The sequence below is a fragment of the Undibacterium sp. Ji49W genome, assembly GCF_049340205.1.
Lineage (GTDB): Bacteria > Pseudomonadota > Gammaproteobacteria > Burkholderiales > Burkholderiaceae_D > Undibacterium.
The window spans coordinates 181,525-205,789 of sequence record NZ_JBMPOW010000008.1 but is presented as its reverse complement, the minus strand read 5'-3'; the positions used below and the strand labels follow the sequence as shown (position 1 = coordinate 205,789).

16 protein-coding genes are annotated in these 24,265 nt (G+C 52.1%); 5 read left to right on the top strand and 11 right to left on the bottom strand.

The genetic code is table 11. The features are described from left to right. The first annotated feature begins 22 nt into the window (after window positions 1-22). Window positions 23-1,909, top strand: coding sequence for a sensor domain-containing diguanylate cyclase (locus ACO0LK_RS12100; protein ID WP_422975356.1), 1,887 nt, complete (start codon window positions 23-25; stop codon window positions 1,907-1,909). A gap of 103 nt (window positions 1,910-2,012) precedes the next feature. On the opposite strand, the gene ACO0LK_RS12095 is transcribed toward ACO0LK_RS12100, so the two are convergent. The 4 genes from ACO0LK_RS12095 to ACO0LK_RS12080 all read right to left on the bottom strand — a co-directional run bounded on the left by ACO0LK_RS12095 (window position 2,013) and on the right by ACO0LK_RS12080 (window position 5,246). Beyond that, window positions 2,013-2,537 carry a GNAT family N-acetyltransferase gene (locus ACO0LK_RS12095; RefSeq protein WP_422975354.1) on the bottom strand — a complete coding sequence of 175 codons (525 nt, stop codon included), beginning with the start codon at window positions 2,535-2,537 and terminating at the stop codon, window positions 2,013-2,015. Window positions 2,538-2,642: 105 nt separating this feature from the next. Next, complete coding sequence (locus ACO0LK_RS12090) at window positions 2,643-3,149, bottom strand: DinB family protein (RefSeq protein WP_422975352.1); 507 nt, start codon at window positions 3,147-3,149, stop codon at window positions 2,643-2,645. Between the two features lie 221 nt (window positions 3,150-3,370). Beyond that, a complete protein-coding gene (locus tag ACO0LK_RS12085; protein ID WP_422975350.1) occupies window positions 3,371-4,402 on the bottom strand; it encodes a Glu/Leu/Phe/Val family dehydrogenase in 1,032 nt (343 codons plus the stop codon). A gap of 241 nt (window positions 4,403-4,643) precedes the next feature. Next, window positions 4,644-5,246 carry a hypothetical protein gene (locus ACO0LK_RS12080; RefSeq protein WP_422975348.1) on the bottom strand — a complete coding sequence of 201 codons (603 nt, stop codon included), beginning with the start codon at window positions 5,244-5,246 and terminating at the stop codon, window positions 4,644-4,646. Window positions 5,247-5,474: 228 nt separating this feature from the next. Here ACO0LK_RS12080 and ACO0LK_RS12075 point away from each other — a divergent pair, with 228 nt between their 5' ends. The 3 genes from ACO0LK_RS12075 to ACO0LK_RS12065 all read left to right on the top strand — a co-directional run bounded on the left by ACO0LK_RS12075 (window position 5,475) and on the right by ACO0LK_RS12065 (window position 11,981). After that, complete coding sequence (locus ACO0LK_RS12075; RefSeq protein ID WP_422975346.1) at window positions 5,475-6,734, top strand: efflux RND transporter periplasmic adaptor subunit; 1,260 nt, start codon at window positions 5,475-5,477, stop codon at window positions 6,732-6,734. Window positions 6,735-6,737: 3 nt separating this feature from the next. Then, the gene (locus ACO0LK_RS12070; protein ID WP_422975344.1) at window positions 6,738-9,935 is read left to right on the top strand and encodes an efflux RND transporter permease subunit; all 3,198 of its coding nucleotides are present in this window, start codon (window positions 6,738-6,740) and stop codon (window positions 9,933-9,935) included. A 480-nt stretch (window positions 9,936-10,415) separates the two neighbouring features. Then, window positions 10,416-11,981 (top strand): oligopeptide:H+ symporter, encoded by a 1,566-nt coding sequence (locus tag ACO0LK_RS12065; protein ID WP_422975342.1) that lies wholly within the window; start codon window positions 10,416-10,418, stop codon window positions 11,979-11,981. Between the two features lie 127 nt (window positions 11,982-12,108). Here ACO0LK_RS12065 and ACO0LK_RS12060 read toward each other — a convergent pair whose 3' ends face one another. Continuing rightward, entirely contained in the window at window positions 12,109-13,803 is a 1,695-nt protein-coding gene (locus ACO0LK_RS12060; protein WP_422975340.1) for an alkaline phosphatase family protein, read from the bottom strand. 335 nt (window positions 13,804-14,138) lie between these two features. Between ACO0LK_RS12060 and ACO0LK_RS12055 the strand changes: the two genes are divergently transcribed. Beyond that, a complete protein-coding gene (locus ACO0LK_RS12055; protein ID WP_422975338.1) occupies window positions 14,139-15,386 on the top strand; it encodes a sensor domain-containing diguanylate cyclase in 1,248 nt (415 codons plus the stop codon). Between the two features lie 57 nt (window positions 15,387-15,443). Here the strand turns inward: ACO0LK_RS12055 and ACO0LK_RS12050 are convergent, their stop codons facing one another. The 6 genes from ACO0LK_RS12050 to ACO0LK_RS12025 form a co-directional block, all read right to left on the bottom strand. Continuing rightward, complete coding sequence (locus ACO0LK_RS12050; RefSeq protein ID WP_422975336.1) at window positions 15,444-16,619, bottom strand: DUF3667 domain-containing protein; 1,176 nt, start codon at window positions 16,617-16,619, stop codon at window positions 15,444-15,446. Window positions 16,620-17,031: 412 nt separating this feature from the next. Continuing rightward, window positions 17,032-17,997, bottom strand: coding sequence for a magnesium/cobalt transporter CorA (corA, locus tag ACO0LK_RS12045; RefSeq protein WP_422975334.1), 966 nt, complete (start codon window positions 17,995-17,997; stop codon window positions 17,032-17,034). Between the two features lie 103 nt (window positions 17,998-18,100). After that, entirely contained in the window at window positions 18,101-18,850 is a 750-nt protein-coding gene (locus tag ACO0LK_RS12040) for a Crp/Fnr family transcriptional regulator (protein WP_422975332.1), read from the bottom strand. Window positions 18,851-19,065: 215 nt separating this feature from the next. Then, window positions 19,066-21,894, bottom strand: coding sequence for an ATP-binding protein (locus ACO0LK_RS12035; RefSeq protein ID WP_422975330.1), 2,829 nt, complete (start codon window positions 21,892-21,894; stop codon window positions 19,066-19,068). A gap of 5 nt (window positions 21,895-21,899) precedes the next feature. Continuing rightward, window positions 21,900-22,685, bottom strand: coding sequence for a hypothetical protein (locus ACO0LK_RS12030; RefSeq protein ID WP_422975328.1), 786 nt, complete (start codon window positions 22,683-22,685; stop codon window positions 21,900-21,902). Next, the gene (locus tag ACO0LK_RS12025) at window positions 22,682-24,073 is read right to left on the bottom strand and encodes a hypothetical protein (protein ID WP_422975326.1); all 1,392 of its coding nucleotides are present in this window, start codon (window positions 24,071-24,073) and stop codon (window positions 22,682-22,684) included. The genes ACO0LK_RS12030 and ACO0LK_RS12025 overlap by 4 nt, the downstream gene beginning before the upstream one ends. Window positions 24,074-24,265 lie beyond the last annotated feature (192 nt).

Genomic DNA, 24,265 nt, shown 5'->3' with positions numbered 1-24,265 from the left:
CCCCAGAGGATGCCTGAGGTTGATGAGTTTGGATACTTCGTTTGAAAGCCAGAATGGCAACCCGCATGGCAGCCAGCATGTGCTGGCACTTTACCGCCTCATCCTGTCGGGAATCGCGCATAAAGTTCCCTATGATGAATTATTGCAACAGTTGATTGGCAGCCTGGAACAGAAATATCCTGGTTGTGTGGCTATTCTGATATTGGCCGGTACAGATGAAGACAGGCTTACAGAATGGTTTGCCACCAGCCTGTATCAGGACGAACTGAATAGCCTTGTCACCCAGTCAACTGCGCAAGACATATTTGCCATGCTGGACAGGTCGGCAGAAGAGATAGTCGGGGCCGAAGCTTTGCTGGAAGCCAGCGTTTTTCGACAGACCAGCCCGCATAGCACGATGCTTACGCCACAGCTATTCCTTGTTGGCTGTGTGCCTGTCCGCCGTGCCGGGCAAACCTTGCTGGGTGGGTTGGTACTGCTGCAACAGGCAGATCAGGCATTCACCAGATTGCCGGCCGAGGTGTTGTCCGAACTTCCAGGCATGATTTCCACTATCGCCGAATACCGCGCCGATCAGAAAAAAATACAGGCAGCACACGATATCTCGCGCAAAAGTCACGCCAATATGATGCGCATGGCACTGGCGATAGAAGGCAGTGCAACCGGCATCTGGGACCGGGATATCCAGTCTGGAGAAATTCATTACTCACCCGGCTGGAAAGCCATACTCGGCTATGCCGACAACGAGATATCCAACCGCATAGAAGACAGTTATGCGCGCCTGCACCCGGAAGACCGAGCCTATGTGCAGGCTACCATACAGGCGCATTTTGATGGCAAGACAGAAAGCTATGCAGTCGAACACCGGGTTCGTTGCAAGGATGGAAGTTATAAATGGATATCCAGCCGTGGCAAAGTGGTCAGCCGGGCAGAAGATGGCAAGCCCCTGCGCATGCTGGGCACCACGACCGATATCACCACCATGCGCGCACTGTCAGAGCGTCTGCAACAAAGTGTTGACCTGGTGACCTGCCTGACCAATGAAGTACCTGGCCTGGCATACCAGTACCGCATGCAGCCGGATGGCAAGGAGTGTTTTTCCTATGTTAGCGAAGGCATACGCGATATCTATGAACTGACGCCGGCACAAATGAAGGAATGCGTGGACTTGATTCATGCACGTATTCACCCTGAGGATTTTCCGGCTTACCGGGCAGCTATCCTGACATCGTCAAGTCGTCTGGAACATTTGCATCACGAATACCGCGTCAATCTGCCGCAGCAAGGCATGCGCTGGCGTCAGATGGATGCGCGACCACGTCGCCTGCCGGATGGCGCAACTCTGTGGCATGGTTTCATCACTGATGTGACCGAACGCAAGCGCATAGAACAGGAATTGCAGGAACTGGCGACTATCGATTTTCTGACACAAATTCCTAACCGGCGCAGTTTCATGGGACGCATGGAAGAAGAACTGGCCCGCATACAGCGTGGTGCCGGTAAGGCATCTGCGGTATTGATGTGTGATCTGGACAATTTTAAAATCATCAACGATACCCATGGTCATGCCGTCGGTGATTTGGTACTCAGACATTTTGCCCATATCCTGGACGATGAATTGCGCAAGACAGATTACGCTGGCCGTGTGGGCGGCGAAGAATTTGCCGTCGTCCTGGCTGGTGCGAGTGTGTCAGAAGCGACCGTGTTTGCACAAAGGGTACAAAAGCAAATGCGCGAAACGCCGGTCAATGCGAATGGACAAATTATTCCCGTCACCGTCAGCATAGGCATTGCCGTCATGCAGGCCAGCGATATTGATGCAGATGTGTCGCTGTCACGCAGCGACATGGCTTTGTATCAGGCCAAGGAAAACGGTCGTAACCGCATCATCGTTGCGGTAGATGGCTGATCTGCATATTGAAAACTGCGCACTGAAATTCGCGCATTGAATTCGCGCATTGAATTCACGCATTGAAGTCAGCCTATTATGCGCTGTACCTGTGCCTCACAGGTCAGGCGCGGGCGAGCCAGTCTTCCCGACTCATCACGTATACTGCCGTATCCATGTCATACCATCGTTCTATGCCACGGTACTGCATGCCCAGCTTTTTCATGACGTGCGCGGATGCCAGGTTTTCCTGATGGCAGACCGCAAATAAAGAGTCACCCTTGACCGTCTCAAAGGCAAATGTTGCCATGGCCTGTGCGGCTTCTGAGGCATAGCCCTTATTCCATTTATCCTTGCGCAGGCGCCATCCAATTTCCAGTGGGTTGGCCGGGTCGCGTCCCAGATATTGTATGCAACCGGCACCGATGATTTCATTGGTGTCAAGTTCGATAAAACTCCACCAGGAAAAACCAAATTCTACCCAGCGTCCTTTGACGCGTTCTATGACAGACAGGGTTTCTTCCGGTGTTTCCGGCTTGCCTGTGATGTAACGCATGACTTCAGGCTCACTGTTCATGCGCGACAGACCTTCAAAATGGCTGTCAGTAAATGGTTCCAGGCGCAGGCGTGCAGTCGTGAGTATGGTCATGGTCTGACAAGGTGGAGTGGACAAGCCTGTGAGTGTAAGCCCGAAAGCTGACTGTTTCAAGTGCCCCGCAGACTGCCCGGTTTTCTGCCAGAACCAAAACAATCGTCAGGCCCGTAGCACGTCCCTGACAAATACGGTAAGGTCGCTGGACTGGGGCATGACACCTGCCTGATACATCATGTCGCCGACAAAGCCGCGGTGGTAAGTGGCATGATTGACGACATGCATCAGCATTTCCTGGCAGCTCATGACGCCCTGGCCGCCACCGATGAAATTGAAATGGATGACGCGTTCCAGATCAGCTTCACTGAGGTCCCGGGTGAAATCCCGGTACCACTGATCCATATTTTTTACGGTATCCCACAATTCGTGCAATGGCGGTGTACTGGCCGTATTGCGATCCTGATAGCCATGCTGTTGCCCCAGCAGATGCGCACGAAACACATCGTCGATGACGTGGACATGATTCATGGTGTGCAGCATATTGCCAAAGCGCGTCGCCCGGGGACGCAGGACTTCTTCCTCTGGTATGGCATTGAGCATGGAAAACATCTTGTCATCTGCCCAGGCCTTGTAATGGGTCAGCATGCGTATATTTGATAGCGCGGTCATGGCTCTCTGCTCCGTTTTTGTGTCAGCAGGCAGAATAAGCTTTTTAAGATGGAGGGAATAGATACAGATCGCTGGAATTGAGGGAGATACAAATTGAGATACAAATAGAGATACAAATTGTGTATGTACCCATAATTGAAAAAGCCACCACAACACATGGTTCTGGTGGCTTTTAATTTCAACAGGACGGACTTGCAACCGGGGTTGCAACTGCGATAGATCTATTTTTTGAACTTCGCTTCCGCAATACGATCGGCAACAACGCTGGTTGGCAAACCTTCAGCGTCGGCGCGGGCAAATACTTCAGCCAGCGTGTCACCAATACGGCGCACGTGGGCGACCATGCCGTCTTCCGGCGTGTTCAGGTATTCATAGCACACCTTGATGATGCCACCGGCATTGATGACAAAATCAGGTGCATACAAAATACCTTTTTGACGGCAGATTTCACCCATCTCCGGTGTTGCCAACTGATTGTTGGCACCACCTGCAACGATCCTGGCTTTCAGACGTGACAGCGTGTCCGGGTTCAGGGTGGCACCCAGGGCGCAGGGTGCATAGATATCAGCTTCCACATCGTAGATGGCGTCGATTGCGACGACTTCTGCGCCCAGCTCTTCCTGCGCGCGTTTCAGTGCAGCCTGATCGATATCTGTCACGATAAGTCTGGCACCGGCTTCTTTCAACTGACGTGCATAGTCATAACCGACATGACCCAGACCTTGCAGTGCCACGGTCAGGCCATCAAAGCTGTCACGTTTTAAATGGTGTTTTACCGCAGCCTGGGCACCAACAAAGCAGCCCAGCGCAGTGTAAGGGGATGGATCACCACGGTCACCCAAGCCGGCGACGTACCTGGTCTTGCTGGCAACATTGGCCATATCGGCCGGGCTGGTGCCGACATCTTCTGCCGTCACATAACGACCGCCAAGGCGCTCCAGGGCTTCACCCAGGGCTTCAAACAGGGCAGGGGTCTTGTCAGTCTTTGGGTTGCCGATGATAACGCTTTTGCCACCACCGATAGGCAGGCCGGCAACTGCGTTCTTGTAGGTCATGCCGCGCGACAGGCGCAATACATCGCGTACAGCTTCGGCTTCATCTGCATAATTCCACATGCGGCAGCCACCCATGGCCGGGCCAAGATTAGTGTTGTGGACTGCGATGATGGCTTTCAGGCCGGATTTGGCTTCAGAAGCGAACACGACTTGTTCGTGGTCGTCGAAATTGATTTCATTAAATACAAAGGCGGTCATGCTTATGGCTCCGCGCGGATTAACCAGACGATCTGCCTGATCAGACAGATGCGGTCATACCGCAAAAAAAGTTAATAAATTGAATAAGTTTTTGGTGCTGGCCTGCAAATAAAAAAAGCCTTTGATCACTGGTTGGTGTAATCAAAAGCGTGGGTCGGTGATTGTGTCACGCGCTGCGCAGTATAGGGTAAGAGGGGTGGAAACTCAATCTTGCCAAGAGGCTACGGCAGTGGAATATGGTTCAGGCAGCAGCGCTGATTTGCGTCAGTTCCAGTAATTCTTGCAGATAGCGTTCCTGGGTTTTCAGGCAAAACCCACTGGAATAGGGATTCATGAAGCCATGCCTGCTACCTTTGACCAACTCTGCCGCATGACCGCGCCGGCGCAAGTCACTGACCAGTTCTGCCGGTTCAAAGGCCGCTTCCTGTTCGGCAAAGATCAGACGCGCAGGGCAGCCTGGCTGTATATCGCGGTGATCACGTATGCGTGATCCGTAAAACAGTACCGCCTGTTGCAGATTTGCCATAACTGGATTTTCGCTATTGAGCCACAGCGCACTGGCACCGGCACTAAATCCTATGGCATAGCGCAGGCTGGACTGGTTGTCCCCGATTAAACGGGACAGCTTGTCTGCATAGGCAGCAACCCCGCCCTGAGCGATAAACGCATGATAGGCCAGAGTTTCGGCCGGGTACTGTATGGTTTCACCGCTAAACGGCGAGGCAATCAGGCAGGGTAAGGGAAATTGTCTGGCAAAGCTGGCAATCGCCGGTGTATTGCCAAAAACATCCGTGACGATCAATAAGACAGGTGGTGAGACAGTGGGTGATGCTGATACGGGCACAATAAGAAGCTGGATGAACGCGAAAGAGGGCGCAGCCTACCGGACTTGCGACAACTTTGCAAGAAGTAACGGAGCAAATCCCACGTATTTCCCGTCGGAAAATTCAGGTGATGATGCGCGATTGACATCGCACTGCCTGCTCATGGATACTGCGTAACATATTGGAACTTTTTGTTACAAATCAGGTTTTTACCGCCTTATTCCCATGACTCATTACGGAGATTCACCATGTTGCGACCCAGTCTGATGCGACCCAGCCTGATTGTCTTGTCCCTTGCCCTGGCTTTGAGTGCCTGTAGCAAAGGAAACAAAGACAGTAAGGAATCAGATCAGGCAAAAGCTGCCAAAGCATTGGATAAACCTTTGCTGGTAACGGAAGAGGACTTACAGCTTATACAAAACAGCGCCCTGTCTTCCGGCCCTGTGATTACCGGCTCGATACAGCCTGAACGGAAGGCAGATTTGCGGTCTGAATTATCGACCGTGGTCTTGCAGGTACTGAAAGAAAATGGTGAAACAGTCAAACGTGGTGATTTGCTGGTGCGCCTGGATGATACATCCATCCGCGACAGCCTGCATTCGGCGGAAGAAGCGGCCCGCGCATCGGCCCAGACACTGGAACAGGCAGAACGCCAGTTCCAGCGTCTGAAAACCCTGCGTGCCTCCGGCATGACATCGACGCAATTAATGGAAGATGCAGAAATGCGTCGCAATAATGCCCAGAGCGATCTGGTGGCAGCCAAGGCGCGTGCTGTACAGGCCAGACAGCAATTGCAACGCACCGAAGTCCGCGCACCGTTTGATGGTGTCGTCAGCGAACGCAAGGTGTCGGCCGGTGATACTGCCCAGATAGGCAAGGAACTGGTAAAAGTGATAGACCCGACCAGTATGCGTTTTGAAGGCCTGCTGTCTGCCGACAAGGTCAACAATGTCAAGATCGGGCAAATGGTCAGCTTCCGCGTCAATGGGTACGGTAATCAGGGTTTTACCGGCAAGGTCAAGCGAGTTGATATGGCAGCGAATGCCACGACTAGGCAGGTTGAGGTGCTGGTGGCTTTTGCCGACAGTAATCCACCGCGTGTCTCTGGCCTGTATGCCGAGGGGCGTGTCGAGACCGGCTCCACCCAGACCTTGATGATCAAGAGTACTGCGCTGCTGCGGGATGGCGACAAAGCCTATGCCTGGCGTGTCAAGGATGGTTTGCTGAAAAAAGTCAGCCTCATCGTTGGCGAACGTGATCCACGCCGTGGTGATTTTGAAGTCCGTAGCGGTTTGGTCAACGGCGACAAGGTGGTACGTAATCCGGTATCGACCCTGATGGACGGGCAAAAGGTGCAGATGATTGCCTCGGTTGCATCCAATGTCCCCACCGCAAGTGCACCAGCTGTTGCACCTGTAGTTGATCCGGCGTCAGCTTCAGCTTCAGCCTCAAACGCATCCGCATCCGCAGCCGCAACTACAGCCTCCACACCACCAGCCGGGAAATAAGCCATGTTCCTCTCCGATTTCAGTATCAAGCGCCCGGTGGCGATGATCGTGATCATCATCACCCTGATGTGTGTGGGTTTGCTGGCGCTTAAGAAACTCAAGGTTAACCAGATTCCCGATGTGGAAGAACCGGTGCTGTCCATAGGCATCCCTTACCCGGGTGCGTCGCCGGAAACCGTCGAACGCGAGATCATCAATCGCCTGGAAAAATCCCTGCAAAGCATTACCGGCGTGTACCAGGTACGTTCTACCGCCAATGAGGGCAGTGCCAGTATCACCATCGTCTTCAACTTCAACAAGAACATGATTGAAGCATCGGAAGAGGTCAGGAATGCGATTGCATCGATACGCTACAAGATGCCGGTGGAAATGCGCGAGCCCGTCATCGAAAGACGGGATCCCTCGGCACAGCCGATCATGCAACTGGCGCTGACGTCGGAGGGCCTGACCCATGCAGAAATTTCACGCATGGCAGAAGATGAATTGTCCGATAAGTTCCGTGCCATCGATGGCGTGGCAACAGTCTCCGTCGATGGAGCCTTGAAGCGAGAACTGACCGTCTTGTTGCGCGCGCAAAAACTGCGCGAATACAATGTGTCGGTAGCAGAAGTGGTAACCGCTCTGCGCAACCAGAACACCACTGCACCGGTAGGCAAGGTCAGGGGCAGGCTGGACGAACAAAGCATACGCCTGATAGGGCGCATAGAATCACCTGCCGAATTCCAGAACATCGTCATCAAGCGACGTGGTAATGAACTGGTCCGGCTGGCGCAGGTGGCCGATATTGCCGACAGCTTTGCTGAAATCAATGGTTTCAGTGTGCGTAATGGCCAGCCGAACGTGGGTATCTCTATCACCCGCTCACGCGATGCCAGTACGGTCACTGTTGCGGGCAAGGTGCGCTCCCTGGTTGCTGACATCAACAAGACTTTACCGGCTGGTACCAAAATTGAAGTTACCCAGGATGGCGGCAAGGATGCGCAAAGCAGTCTGAACAATGTGATCGAATCGCTGATGTTTGGTGCCGTGCTGACGATCTTCGTGGTGTACGTATTCTTGAATTCCTGGCGTTCTACACTGATTACCGCGATGAGCTTGCCGACTTCGGTGATCGCCGCCTTTATCGCGGTCTGGCTGTGTGGTTTTACGCTCAACTTCATGACCCTGCTGGGTTTGTCGCTCGCGATTGGTGTACTGATCGATGATGCGATTGTGGTGCGGGAAAATATCGTGCGGCATATGGAAATGGGTTCTGACCGGCGTACTGCTGCCAGCAACGGTACCAAGGAAATTGGTCTGGCAGTGGCCGCCACCACCTTCTCCATCATTGCCGTGTTTATTCCTGTGGCTTTCATGCCTGGCGTGTCGGGTGAATGGTTCCGGCCCTTTGCACTGACGGTGGCCAGTTCAGTTCTGGTCAGTCTGTTTATTTCGTTCACGCTCGACCCCATGCTGTCTGCTTACTGGGGCGACCCGGTCGGGCATCATCTGGAACCCAAGCGCGGCATCAGCCTGGTATTGGCCAGATTCAATACCTGGTTTGATCATCAGGCCGACCGTTACGGTAACGTCATCGCCTGGGCCTTGCATCACCGCGTCTGGATGGCCTTGATCGCTGCCCTTAGCTTTGCTGGCGCGCTGGCTCTGCACGCGGCCAAGGGTGGCACCAGCTTTTTGCCTACGGCTGACAATGGCACCATCATGATCGATGTCCGCACGCCATCCAGTTCCAGCCTGGAGTATGGCCGCCTGAAAGTGGAAAAAGCAGCCGAGCTGGCACGTACCATCAAGGAAACCAAGGTCACCAACAGCATCATCAACAGTACTGGTGGCCGTGTGTATGTGGATATTGGCAAGAGTACCGAACGAGTACGGTCAGCAGTAGAGATCGCGGTCGAATTGCGCAAGAAAGTCGGCAGCATCATCGGAGCTGAATATGTGGTGCAGGACGATTTGCAAAATGGTGGCCGCAAGCCGGTGCAGATACAGTTTTCTGGTCCTGATTCGCGCAAGCTGATGCAGATCGCCAATGACTTCATGGAAAAACTGAGCAAGGTCAATGGTGCCGTCGACGTCGGTTTATCCGAGCAGGATCCGAAAGATGAATTGCAGATAGAAATGGATCGTGGTCTGGCAAATTCCCTCGGTATTTCAGTCAATGATGCGGCACAGGCCCTGCGTGTGGCATTTGCCGGTGTCGAGATCGGTGACTGGGTTGATCCTACCGGTGAAGCACGCGATGTCGCAGTACGCCTGCATCCGGAAGACCGCATCAGCGCTGAAAACATAGAACGGCTGCCAATCGCCGTGGCTGGCAGTGACAAGATGGTTCCGCTGGAACAGATTGCCACCATCACCATGGGCAAGGGGCCGGCCAAGATTCAGCATACCGATGGCAAGCGCATGATTGCCGTATCTGCCAATGCCCAGGGCAGATCGCCTGGCGAAGTAACAGCGGATGCGCTGGCAATCGCCAAGTCAATCAACTTCCCTACCGGTTTCGGTATTGAACTGGGTGGTGCTGCACGTTCTCAAAAAGAACTGTTTACTGAAATGACGATTGCGCTGGTATCCGGCATAGGCCTGATGTACCTGATACTGGTCATGCAGTTTGGTTCTTTCACTGCACCTATCGCCGTCATGCTGTCGCTGCCGCTGAGCCTGATTGGTGTGGTGGTGGCTTTGCTGCTGACTAAGGGCACCTTGAACCTGATGAGCTTCATCGGCATCATCATGCTGATGGGGCTGGTGGCAAAAAATGCGATTCTCTTGCTGGATTGCGCCCGCAAGCGGGAAGAAGAGGGCTTTGACCGTGAAGAGTCATTGATGTATGCCGGCCGCAAGCGCCTGCGCCCTATCCTGATGACCACTTTTGCCCTGATTGCCGGTATGCTGCCGGTAGCCATTGGCCTGGGTGAGGGCGGTGAATTCTATCGCCCACTGGCGATTGCGATCATTGGCGGCACCATCACATCAACCTTCCTGACCTTGCTGGTCGTACCGACTTTCTATGACAGCATAGAAATCAGCTTTGACCGCATGATGGCAAAATTCCGTCGCCGCGAAGCGCGCTGGAATACGTTTTTTGCCTTCGTGCTGACCTTTATCGAAGCCTTGCTGACCTTGCTGATGATACGGTTTATTTATCGCCTGCCGTTCAAGGCCTGGCGCTTGATGAATGGGCGTCCGGCTACAGCCTAGCCGCCGGATGCAGTATCTGAAGCAAAATACCCACCTTGCCGGTGGGTATTTTTTTGTTTCGTATGGCATTGCACAACAAAAAGAATTTTTATAATTTATAAATTATTTGCTGCGAAACCATCCATAACCATATTGATCTGTACCCATAAGTATTTTGCGTTGACGTATGGCATGGCCATTATCCATGCGGGTTTTCACCTGATTGTGTGGTCAGCGGATCAATGATTTCAATGATCGTCTGGCATCATTTTTCTCAGGCTGAAAGTCTTGCCTCGCCGTGCCCGATATTCTTCAGGATTCCGTAGCATTTTCAGGCTTGACGGCATCCCCGCAAATACGGATACTTCGCCCACTGTTTTTCTGGTTGATCGTCACATGAACAGCCAGCAAAACCTGTCTACTTTCCATCGCAAATAATTCCGGCCTTTAAAAAAGGCCGTTTGTCTTGGTGTGATAAAAACAATTGAACAGGAGAGACGAATGACTCAATCCGTGACTGTGGATAGTGCCGACCAGGCGCGAATGCCAAAACAGATACCGTATATTATTGCCAACGAAGGCTGTGAACGTTTCAGCTTTTATGGCATGCGCAATATTCTGACACCATTTCTGATTACCAGCCTGCTGTTGTCCATGCCGGAAAACATGCGTGCCGGTATGGCAAAAGAAGTGTTTCATACCTTTGTCATCGGTGTTTATTTTTTCCCATTGCTGGGTGGTTGGCTGGCTGACCGTTTCTTTGGTAAATACAATACGGTGTTCTGGCTGAGTCTGGTGTATTGCTGTGGTCATGCCTGTCTGGCGATTTTTGAAGATAATCGAAACGGTTTTTATACCGGACTCTTTTTGATTGCCTTAGGGTCGGGTGGCATCAAACCGCTGGTTACGTCCTTTGTCGGCGATCAGTTTGACCAGTCGAACCGGTCTCTGGCACAAAAGGTATTTGACGGCTTCTACTGGATCATCAACTTCGGTTCTTTCTTTGCATCGCTGCTAATGCCTATCTTCCTGAAGAAACTGGGTGCCAGTATTGCGTTTGGTATCCCCGGTTTGTTGATGTTGATTGCCACCATTATTTTCTGGTCTGGTCGTAAGAGGTATGTGCATGTCAAACCGGCACCACGTGATCCGCATTCCTTCCTGAACGTCGTGCGTACTGCATTAACCACTGATATACCGGGTCAGGCAAAGAGCGGTTACTACATGGCTGTGCTGGGTGCCTTGCTGGCAGTCGGCTCCCTGTTCCTGATTCCTAAAGTCGGTATCGTTGCTGCTTTGTGCCTGGCGCTGGTGTTGGTACTCGGTTTTGGCGGCATGGGCGCATGGATGCAACTGGAACGCGCCCGCGGTGTGCATCCTGACCATGCGGTAGATGGTGTCCGTTCCGTATTGCGCATACTGGTGGTATTTGCCCTGGTGACACCATTCTGGTCCCTGTTTGATCAAAAGGCATCAACCTGGGTATTGCAGGCAGATAAAATGACCAAGCCGGAATGGTTCGAACCTGCACAGATGCAGGCGCTGAATCCTATGCTGGTGATGTTGCTGATTCCATTCAATAACCTGGTCCTGTACCCGCTGCTGAAACTCAAAGGCATGGAATTGACAGCCTTGCGTCGCATGGGTCTGGGGATTGCATTTTCCGGTCTGGCCTGGATTGTCGTCGGTTTCATGCAACTGGCTATCGATGGCGGCAATGCGATCGAAATTACCTGGCAAATCCTGCCGTATGCCTTGCTGACTTTTGGCGAAGTGCTGGTATCGACCACTGGTCTGGAATTTGCCTATAGCCAGGCACCGTTGGCAATGAAAGGTGTCATCATGAGCTTCTGGAATCTGTCAGTGACTATCGGTAACCTGTGGGTCTTGCTGGCCAATTCCAGTGTCAAGAGCGATGCCGTGACCGAACAGATCAAGAGCACAGGTATGAGCGTTACTGCCTTCCAGATGTTCTTCTTTGCTGGCTTTGCCCTGCTTGCTGCTTTCCTGTTTGCCCTGTATGCAAGGGGTTACAAGATGCAAAATAATTACCGGCAAGCCGGGTGAAATATTCTTCCGGTAAGCTGGGCTAAACAAAAAGCCGCATGATTCATCATCATGCGGCTTTTTTGTATTGGCTGGCTATTGGCTGGCTATTGGCTTGCTATTGGCTAACTGGTGGTCGTTGGTACTCTTAACGCAAAGTTTCTGTCAGTACCCGGCCTTCTGAACCTGATGGCGGACGTACTCTTAACAAATGCGCCAGGGTCGGGGCTATGTCCATGACTTCGGCGTATTGACCATAAGCGCCTGGTTTGAACCATGGCTTGCCCATGAATACCAGTGGCACGTTGGTGTCATAGCTGTAGGGGGAGCCATGTGAAGTACCATGTGCGCCACTACCGAAATACCAGTAAGGCTTGGTAACCAGCATGATGTCGCCAGAGCGCTGTCTGTTCCAGGCACGTTGCATCAGTGTGCTTAGCCTGTTTTGCGGCAGGGTACCGTTTTCAAACTGGGTACGGGTAAAGCTGTTGGCGATGCCGGGTACGGTCATGGCAAATCTGGCTGCTGCCATTTCTACGTCTTCACGTTTCAAGCCTTTTTGTTCTATGAGTTTGTAGTCGAGCAGGATGCTGGGATTGGTCCAGGTGGTCGCCAGTTTGTCCTGGCCAAATTTCTCGGACAAGTACTTGTTCATACCTTCCAGTACTTTCTTGCCATCCAGTCTTTGCGCATCACGCCTGGTCGCTTGAGAAAATTCCGGTACGTTGGGGAAGCCGTGGTCAGCCGTCAGCACGACCATAGTGTTGTCCAGGCCTACACGCTTGTCCAGATAACTGAAGAAATTTGCCAGCAGACGATCCAGTCTTTGCAGGTGGTCATGTGACATGCGGCTTTCCGGTCCAAAGCTGTGGTTCACATAGTCGTGACTGGACAGGCTGATACCCAGTACATCCGGCACACCAGCACCGTTCTGGCCCAGTTTTTCGCCTTCTATTGCAGCACGGGCAAAATCCAGGGTCATTTCATCCAGATAAGGGCCAGTGTTCAGCTTGCCATAATATTCGGCATCGGGTTTGCCAGACTTGCTGGTGTAAGTGAAAGGAAAACGCTTGTCCTTTTCACCGGCATCGCTCAGCAGATTATCGTTGGCGTCATTGGCATAGGCTGCATCGGGCAGCAAAGGACGCCATTCTTTGCCGTAGAAACGGTCTTGCGGCTTGCCTGCCTGATATTGCTGCACCCATTCAGGATGGTTTTTCATGTAGTAAGTGGAACTGGCAAAATTGCCGGTTTTTCCCATATACATATAGGCCGTACCTGCCTTGCCCGCCAACAGGATTGCACCCCTGTCCTTGCCGGATACGGTGATGACCTTGCTGCGGTCGCCGCTGGCATAACGCAATTCGTCGCCCAGTGTGCTGACGCGCAGATTGGCTGGCGATGTACCATCGCTGACCTTGGTTTCTTCACCGATATAGGTGTATGCCGTATCTTCCGTGCAGTAGACGGATGCCAGGGTTACCGGGTCTACCCAGTTATTGGCAATGATGCCATGCTGGTAAGGGTAGGCACCTGTCAGCACGGCAGAGTGGCCGACTGCCGTCACTGTCACGCCATGCGCCTGATGCGCATCGCTAAACCAGGCACCCTGGTCCAGCAGACGGCGAAAGCCACCCTGACCGAACTGATCGCGGTAACGTACAACCTGCTCTTGTGGCAAGCCATCCACCACCAGCACGACCACCAGCTTGGGCTGGGCAGGTTTTTCAACTGCATAAACCGGCGTAGCGCACAGCGCGCTGGAGGCGGCAAGGCAGGTCAGTAAAAATAATCTACGCATGGGCTGCGTGGTGCGCAAGGCGGCTGGCAGTAGGGTCTTCATGAATGAGATAAGGTCCTGGTTGGTTACAAAAATGAAAGCAAAAATAAGTGGATGAAACAGGCAAACAAGCCAGCGTAAATGCATTGGCAAAAAAAAGCCGACTATCATTCTGGTCGGCGTGGCTGGGAAGGCTGGCTAACACCTGCCGCAACAACATGCAGTAGACAATCGCAAGCCAGACTGAAATTGTCATTGCGACAGCTATTTGTGTTGTGAAGCAAAAACATTCAATCAAGAATTGTATTTTATTACTTTACACTTAGTTACCTGGCGGTAAAATGAATTTGCAAGCTTGATTTTGTTAAGCTTTAACATTGCCAGAAATCGAGTCATTCTTGAGCGAAGATACTACTGACACCTACCTGTTTGACATCACGCCGACTGCTATTGTAGTCATCATTGATGACAAGCTGGTGAAACTCAATCAGGCCGCAGTGTCCCTGCTTGAGGCCAGCGATGAACAAAGTTTGCTGGGTCTTTCCGTCAACGACTTTATTCATCCGCTGGATCAGCCACGATCCCAGGGGCGCCTGAGGAAACAGGGCGAAGCCTGGACCAATGCCCCCAGCAAGTTTCGCATACACACCAGCAAGGACAATTACCGCATGCTGCTGGTACGTAGTCGCGCCATACAGTTTCAGGGCCAGGAGGCTGTCATGATCAGCGGTATGGATGTGACTGAACACAATGAGATGGAAGAACAGCTGCGCCTGAGCGAATTCAATTTCCGGCGTTTGTTTGAAAATATGCAAGATGTCTACTACCGTACCGATGTCCGGGGCATAGTCCAGAAGGTCAGCCCGGCCATACGCACGGTACTGGGTTATGAGCCGGAAGAGATAGAAGGGCTGGAAGTGGAAGCTTTTTATCCCTCCATGACTGACCGTGATGCCTTCATGAAGGCAATACTTGAATTTGGCATGGTGACTGATTTCCCCGGTCGCATGCTGCACAAGGATGGCACGCTGATTGATATCTCGGTCAATAGCCAGGCACTGTACGACGACGAGGGACAGTTTTCCGGTGTGGAAGGCATATGTCGCGATGTCACCCAGCGCAAAATGCTGGAGCGCGAACTGCAACGTCTGGCCACCACTGATTCGCTGACTGGCATTGCCAACAGGCGTGCTTTTCTTGAATATGCCGAACATACCTTCAAAAGTTGCCAGCGTTATCAGACACAAATGACTTTGCTGATGCTGGACCTGGATTTTTTCAAGAACATCAACGACCAGTACGGGCATCAGTGTGGTGACCAGGTGTTGTTGCGTTTTGCTGAAACTGTCAAGGTGGAACTGCGTGAGTCTGATCTGTTCGGCAGGCTGGGCGGCGAAGAGTTCTGCATCATCCTGCAGCAAGCCAGTCGCACCGAAGCGATGTTGGTGGCGGAGCGTATACGCAGCAATGTGCAGTCGCAGGTGCTGACATCGGCTTCGGGGGAAGTGATCATCCTGACGGTCAGTATCGGTATCGCTACCTACAGAATCGAAGACGATCGCCTTGGCCGCTTGCTGGAACGTGCGGACAAGGCTTTATATCAAGCCAAAAGTCATGGCCGTAACCGGGTTACCTGGGAAGCCTAGAGTTCAGGCTTTTCCCGGGTACATACTACACACCACACACTACACCCTACACACTGATCAGGCGCTCAAGCTTAAAATCAGTAACAGATAAATGAGCAAAGAACATCCTGCCACGAACAGCAAGGCTATCGTGCGCCACAGGCTGGCAGCTATTCCCAATTGATAGGCCTGACGTAGTTGCCTGAACATATGCAGGGGTGGCACAAAAACAAATAGCAGTATTGCTGCGTTGCCGAAACTCAAGGTATTCAGTATGGCCGTCGTCATCAGAAGCAGGGTCATGAAGGATAGGGAATACAGTGAAAACACCGCATGATCAAACATGCTGAATCTGCGCTTGAAGATGAATAGCAGCCATAAAAACGGCAATGAGATAGGCATGAGCATGAAGGCAAGCTTCGATGCATTGCTCTTCATTTTGTATAAGGTCAATTCAGGCGTATTGACCGCATGCCTGATTTTTTCCTGTATCCCTGGCAGAGAAGAGGTAACTGTTACCTTTTGTTTTTTCTCTGCTTCTTTTGCCTGTTTTTCTTCTATTTTTTTAAACAGTTTTTCATCCAGTTTTTGCGCTATTTTTCCCATGCCATCATAACTGTCGTCAGCTTTTGTATGGCTGGTTTCGCCATTGTTCAAGCCGAGTAAATTCAATGAGCTTTCCAGTGCAGTGACCGCTGACTGAAGATTGGAGATGTTTTGATCCAGTTCTTCCAGTTTTGGGTCTCCTGGCGGCAGTTGAGCACGTTCACTTTGCAGGGATGTCAGCTTCGCCTGATTATTTTTTAAGGCCTTGCTGATACCTGCTTTAGTCTGCGGCTTGTCAGAAATATTCTCGAGCGGATTACTTGTCGTGAAAGAAAACACAAAGAACATCAAGAAGATCAAAAACAAAAACAGGGCCAAAGGCGATACATAGCGTGTGCGCTGGCCTTCTATATAGTCGCGGGTTAATTTTCCAGGAGACCAGATCAGCTTGGGAATAGTCCGCCATGCCTTGGTCTCAAAGTGAAACAAACCGTGTAAAAGTTCTTCTACCAAATGCAGGAGCGAGCGATGTATATGTGCCGCTTGTCCGCAAGCATGGCAAAAGGCTCCTTGCAGGCCAGTATTGCAATTGGCGCAGGTATGATGATGCTCATCAGCGCTGCTTGCATGTGCACCGCTTTTTTGTGCTTCGTTGACCAGTACGGCTGCTGTTGCCACATCTGTCGCGATTTCCACGTCCACGTTCATACATTTGCTCTCTGATTTTTTGATTGTGCGCTATATTGAGCTTCCCTCAGTCCGGCAAGATAGCACAAAATCAGGTGTGGATTTGATAATGTGCCAAGATTTTTCCCGCCATTGTGGTATCAAAAATCAAGGCGACGGCAGGCAAGTTGAGATTGTTCCCATGGCGGTATCCTGAGTGTCTGGCGATGCCAGTACCAGGAAAGTCAATTCCGTACACGCCCATCCCAACCAGACCCTGACGCGCAAACGGCAGACATCAAAGGCTTTATCGAACCGTTGAATACATCTGCGCTGGAAAACGCCATGCGTGCTGTCAAAGCACAGCCATTTGAATAGCAATGCGTTTTGCTTTGATAAATTTCATGAACTTACTTGTGAACGATGACGGCACTAGCCTGTACATCCCGCCTTGTCACAACCAGCCGGATTTCCTGAAACGGTAATACAGATAAGCACAGGCCGAGAACATGATACCGACCGCCATTGGGTAACCATAATGCCACTCCAGTTCTGGCATGGCCTTGAAGTTCATACCCCAGATACCGGCAAAAGCAGTGGGTACTGCAAAAATCGCAGCACCTGCTGCCAGACGCTTGTTGACTTCACTCTCATCAATCGCGACCATCGACAAGTTCACCTGTATCGCCGTGCTGATGGTGTCACGTATGGTTTCGATTGAGGTGTTCAGACGGTAAAGATGGTCATACACATCGCGGAAATACTCCTGGGTATTCACGCACAAGGCCGGTACGCGGCCGCCAAACAGTTTGCTGCTGGCTTCCATTAACGGCGTTACAGCATGTTTGATCACCATGATCTTGCGTTTCAACTGATACAGGCGCTGGATATTGGCGCGTTCACTGCCTTTGGTGAAGATCTGTTCTTCTATTAGTTCCAGTTCATTTTCCAGCGCTTCCACTACCGGGAAGTAGCGGTCAACGATGGCATCAATCAATGCATAAAAGACAAAGGATGAACCATGCTTGAGCAGATGCGGTTCACGCTCACAACGCTGGCGTACACCCAGGAAATTCTGCTGGCAGCGGTTACGCACGGACAGTACATAATTTTCACCAACAAAGAGATTCAGTTCCCCGATGTTCAATTCACCATTGATCATTTCCACCGTGTGGATGACGGCAAACAGGGAATCTCCGTATTCTTCTATCTTCGGTCTTTGATAACCGTGCCGTGCATCTTCAACAGCCAGTTCATGCAAGTCAAACTCGACCTGCATTTCCTGCAATTCTTCATCCGAAGCATCGCGCAAGGCCACCCAGACGAACTGGTCCTTATGTTGTACATAGTCGCTGATTTCTGCCACGGATATATCGGACAGTTTACGACCTTCCTGGTAAGTGACGCAGTTGATTAACATAGATGGTGTAGTCTGGATGGTAGGACGTAACGATACAGATTTTAATGTAGCACTATCGTACTGGAAAAACTATATTTCCAGTACTTCCCGGTATTTCCTGGCCTTACACTGTTGGTTCAGCATCAGGAACCGGTGGTAGCAGGCGTTCGTATTCTTTGCGGACCACTTCATAGCATTCGCAGACGCGGGCTTCCATTGCAGGGCGGTCCATCACTTTGATATGACCACGCGTGACGGCTATCAATCCATCCTTTTGCAATTGACCAATCGCCTGCGTCACACTCTCGCGACGTACGCCCAATAAATGGGAAATCATTTCCTGAGTGATGACGATATCTTCTGAATGCAATCTATCCATACTCATCAATAGCCAGCGACACAGTTGCTGATCGAGTAAATGATGTTGATTGCAAACGGCGGTTTGTGATGTCTGGCAAATTAGGGCCTGCGTATACAGCAAAGAGTACTGCTGCAACTTGCCGCCCAGGGAAAATTCCCTTTTCATGACCTTTCTGCTGAGTTTGTATGCTTTGCCGGTACTTTGTACTTCCGTGCTGGATGGCATACTGTCGCCGCCCATGAAAATGGAAATACCCACCATACCTTCATTGCCTACCAGTGCCACTTCACTGGATGAGCCATCTTCCAGTGCGTAGATCAGTGAAACGATGCCCGAGATGGGGAAATAGATAAAGTGGACATGGTCACCAGATTCCAGCATGGTCCACTTCAAAGGAAGAGGGACCAATTCCAGATCAGGCAATATGCGCTCAAAGTCTGCCGCAGGTAATGCTGCCAATATGCTGTTTTGCTTTGGATTTTCAGACCACGCTGCCTTGCTGTTTTTTTTCATACGCACCTTGAGGTAGGTTGTTTTGTCTATCGCAGGCCTGTGCAGTCTGTAACATCAAGGGACTCTACAGGGTTTCTCTTCCAAACAACAGGCGATATTGTCTGGATAGCATAAATAACACCGCTGTTTGTCAAAAGGACACTTTCAGCGCAAACATTCCTGAAACAACTAATCGAATAAATTGCGAGTGGACTTGAACCGCGTCGCGTGGATACTCAATTGCGCCCTTCTTTCTGTTTTTCCACTTTCCTCTGCAACACAAAAATAGGCTGCGCCCATTCTGTATCTTTTTTCTTCTTGCTGGTGATCAGCGTCAGTTCGGACGGGTCATAGACGTCGGTGTTATGCGTCAGTGGTGTGGTCATCAGATACTGGGCATCGGTATTTTTCAGGAACTCTCCAACCAGCTGGATATTACGTATATCCAGATGGGCGAAGGGTTCATCGATGAAGACAAAACCACCGGAACCATCGTCAGATTTCAGCAAGCCTATCAGAAGGATCAGCGACTTCATGACTTGCTGGCCACCGGATGCTTCGCCGTCATTCATGCCTATCGGGCCCTTGCCGTCAAACTTGAAGCGTACATGCAAACCAGCCTGGGCCAGTTGTATGTCGTCATTTTCCAGCTTGACCGGGTCGGTATGCACTTCTATACCCGCCAATTCACCGAGTTGTTTGATGTTCTTGCTGTACGACTTGATCGTAAAGCGCAGTCTGTCCATGTAGGCGGCGCGGGCATTCACGGTGGCTTCTATCGCCCGGTTATTCTGGTAGCGACGCTCATCGGTTTCCGCCTGGCGGCCTTGCAGCAGGGCATTCAGACGGGTGTACTGATCGACGACGGTGGAATCGGTTTCCCAGTCATCGCGCGCCAGGTTATTCGTCAGACTGCGTATGCGCAATTCGATCTGATGGACGTTTTCATGTTCGGCCACCAGTTCTTTGCGATGTGAGGCGCGTTTCCAGTTATGTGGCAGGGTATGCCAGGTATCGCGCACGGCACGCAGGGTTTCAAACTGGGCCTTGCGTTCATCGGCATGGCGCTTTTCTGCGCTACGCAATTGCGCTTCTGCGTCTGCGATGGCGGCCTTGGCCTGTTCCCATTTCAGATGGGCGACTGAGCGTTGTTCGGTGGCGGCTTTCAGTAAAGGTGCGATTTCTCCAAGACGGCCACCGACTTCCATGCGCTGTTGCTTCAGCGGCTGGGTATTGCGGCTGGCTTCTTCAAATTCTGCATGGCGGGCACTCAGTTCTTTTGCTGCATCCACACCTGCCAGGCGTGCTTTGTAGGCGCTGATTTCACCTGCCAGCTTGCTGATCTGCATGGTCAGCACATCTTCCTGCGATTGCAGGCGCGGCAAAGACTTCAGCAAGGCTTCCAGGCGCTGGGTACGGCCCGCATTACCAAAGCGATAGCGTGATACTTCAACGAACAGCGAACGGCCACCACGGCGCTCGAAATGATAGGCGTCAGGCGTGATCCATTCCTGGTTCTTTGGCAACTTCATGCCCAGTTCAATCGAACCTACCGTATCGATGCGCTGCAATTGCTCGATCAGCCAGCCAGGTGCCTGACCGGTGAAGTTGACTACCGACAGCAGGCTCTGGTCCTTGACCACGGGTGCACTGATGCGGTCTGGCACAATGAAGTGGCTGTAGCGCTGTTTTTCGCCTATTCGGTAAGCGGCAGAGGCGTCAGTTGCCTTGTCCAGCAAGATGACTGAGGTATAGCCACGCAATACACCTTCTACTGCGGCCTGCCATTTTGGATCGGTGACTTCGACGATCTCAGGCAGCATGCAATGCGGGATATTCGCATCCGTCAGGGCACGGCGCATCTGGCGGACATTTTCCGGATCGGGCAGGGCAGATTTACCTTGCAGGGCGGCGATGGTTTCCATCTCGCCAGCGATACGCTGGGTCAGGGCATCACGTTCCAGTTTCTGGCGTGACAGCTCGGCTTCTTTTTTCTCCAGATCGTCAGCGATGTTGGCGACATCAGCATCCGCTTCGGCGGCCAGTTTTTGCAAACGCGCCTTTTGTTCCAGCAGGCTTTCTTGTGGTTTCAGTTTGCTGTTGATCTGTCCCAGCTTTTCACGCAAGGATGATTCTTCTGCTTCCAGTGCGGCTTCTGCCTGCTTGGCGTCCGTGACTTGCTGCGCCTGTTGCGCCAGGTGCTGGCGACGGTCAGACAGCGCATGATCTTGCGTCTTCAGGAAACGTTTGCTGGCACGCAGGGTCTGGCTGGTGCTGCCAGCCTGCTCTAGTGCCTCATGGTATTGCAGGGTGGGCAGTATCTCTTCCTGCAGGTCGCGTTTTTCCTTGTTCAGGCTTTCGTACTGGTGGTAATTGGCGACGCGCAGGCGCAAGCCTTCGAGGTTGGTTTTTGCGCCTTCAAGTTCTGTTTCAAAACGCTGCAATTCGGTTTCTGTATCACGCTGATGACGTTTTGCATCATCATAGGCATCCAGCACTTCCTTGTCACCAAACACCTGGAACACCAGGTCTAACAACTGGCGTGGCGCGTATTCACAGAGCTTGTCAGTCTCGCCCTGTTCCAGTGCCAGCACCTTGCCCATGGCATTCGACAAGCCGGCATGTGACAGGCGCTTGCGATAGCTTTCCACACCCAGCCAGTCATTCGCTTCCTGCACTTCTTCTATTTCGGTTTTGCCGCTGCGCATCAGGTATTGACGCTTCCAGTCGCCGCCATTTTTTTCTATCTTGCAGAACAGCGTGACTTCATCTTCATACAGGCCCGACATACGGAAAGGGCGATTGGAAATCTGCGGACCCACCGCACTGTTATCCACCACAGCACGTATCCATGCTGTTTGCTGACCAGAGTGACGGGCATAATGTTTATACGAACGCCCCATCGAACATTCCAGGCCAAACAGGGTACGCAAGGCATCCAGCAGCGTGGTTTTACCCGAGCCATTTTGTCCGGCGATGGTGATGATCTTGGCATCCAGCGGGATGTTCTTGATACGTTGCCAATAATCCCAATGGACAAGTTCCAGCGATTTGATATGAAACATGGTTCTTATTCTTTTCCGGTATGGGTGTTGAGATCGACATTGGCGTTTGTGTTCGCGTTCGCTTCGGCATCTGCATCTGCATCTGCATCGGCAGGTACTTCTGCGCTGATCTCATTCGTTTCAGCCTCAGTGTCAGCAGCCGGAGTAATGATGGCCGGTGTGCGTGGTGCCGGGATCTGGAAAATATCTGACAGCGCACCATTGATGATGCGGTCTTTCAGGGTATCGGTATCCATCAGCAAATCCAGCAATGGGCCTTCGAGTATCAGATCTGCCTTGCGTTCGATAAATCCGACGCGCGCCAACTGGCCCAGGTTCATGTCCATACGGGTTTTCTTGCCCAGCTTTTCACCAAAGTCAGCCAGCAGGGCACGGTAAGAAATACCTATCGAGGTATCTTCCGCGCGTGGCATTGGTTTGTCTTTGCCGAACATATCGTTCTGGTCTTCTTCTGCCAGTTGATGGGCTTCCTGGCGTTCACGCTTGGGCAAAATAATCAGCGACCACAACACGACCAGCAGGGCCACACCATCGCGTGCCAGGCCGAAATTATTGTTTTGCCAGGTTTCTTTGGTGCCGAATACTTTGGATTCACTGTCGCGTGTCAGTGCCAGGGTGACATAGTCGGCATACACGTTATCGACAAACTTCATGCCGCAGGCTTTCAGACGTGTGTCGATTTCTGTGCGGAATATTTCATCTGACAGCGCGCGTTTGACCAGCTTGTCTTCACGGCGCAGGGTCTGGTGCGCCAGCAAGCGGGCGATCAGGATTTGTGCATCTTCGGTCATGGTGTTTCTCTCGTTGGTGCTGAGGTGGCAGAAGGCAATGGCTGTTCAGTGGTAGTGGCCACTTTTACCTTAGCAGGCGACGGGCTGGCTGCAGGCGGTATGGCACTCAGGCTGGCGATGGAAATCGCGGCCACATGATCATCATGTACCTTTTGCATTTTGTCTTTGGAATTGAATACCAGCGGCAGACGGGCCAGAATAGCCGTGGCACCCTGCAAGGCAGATTCATTGGCGTCGCCCAGCAAGGGCAGCATCGAGGCGCGGTAAGAAGCAATGGCAAAGCTCGACGGCAGCAAGATGTCCTGCAAGACTATCGGCTTGTCGCTGGCATCGGCTTCGGTCAGCAAGGCCAGCCAGTGATCCAGTTCATGCAGGGCATCGCTGTCTTCATTGGCGACCGACGGTGCATTTTCACCGGCAGGCAGGGCACCGGCCAGGGCAGATACGCGGTGGCTCAGCAATTCGCTTTCTGCCACATCTATCATTTCTGACGGCGTGATAAACATGGGGGTCACAGGTTTTGCCAGCGCATCGTCTGCCAGAGATGCCAGGTCTTCTTTTTGCAGGAGCCAGGTCTTGATATCCGTTGTCGACAGGCCTGACTGCCCCAGATGCACGCGCTGGCGTTCGATCTGGTTCAGGGCCCGCGAAAACATGCCCTGCATGTTCAGCAACGCACTCTGGGCACGGCCTATGGCCTGCGCTGCTTTGTGGGTGGCCGAATCGGCCCGGCTGTCATTGGTGATGGCATGAATGATCTGCGAGCCTTTTTCTACCCAGTCGCAGGCGGTATGCCACTTTTGCTGGGCCGTGCGCAATTGAAATTCGGAACCGGAGGCAATCGCATCCGAAAATTCTTCTGTCAGTTCTATCAGCCGTCCCAGCAGATGATGCAACTGTTCTACCGACACGCCACCCACTGCCTGCGCACCGGCGACCTGGGTCAGCATATAACTCATTTCGGCCTGATCATTATGCTCTTCGATATGCAGCAGCGATTCCAGCGCCGCCAGCACATTCCTGGCAGTCGGGGTAATGCGATATACAGACTGGCTGGCATCCCAGATCAGCAAACCGGTGGTGCGCAGACGCGATAGAACGGTCTCCAGCGCATCCGGTTCCAGATAAGCCAGCTTGGTATTGATATCGGCACGGCTCAGCGACGGTGTTTCCACGTCGGCGGTCAGTTCACGCAAGACCAGCAGGCGCAGCAATACACCGTTGAATCCGCCATGAAACAGCGCCGTGAATGCCTGCAATACAGGCTGGGCACGTCTCAGGGGGAATACAGCGGAAACGTCGTCAGGAGTGATGCCAGTTTTGAAATACGTCTGCAGAGCGAGGTCTTCCCCGGTCTGGACGTGAGCGTCGTCACTAAAATTTTGCATGCGGCATTTTAACCGCTTGCAGCCTGCTTGAGTATTGTCAGGATTTTAATTTTCTACACCTGCAAGCGGCTGGTGGTATTAGAAAATTAACTTGTCGGCATTCAGCAGCAGCTCAGGGCTTATGTTGACTATATTTTCGATGTTAAAAAAATATGTTTTCGCACCACGACGCCTGCCATGGCATTTCAAGAA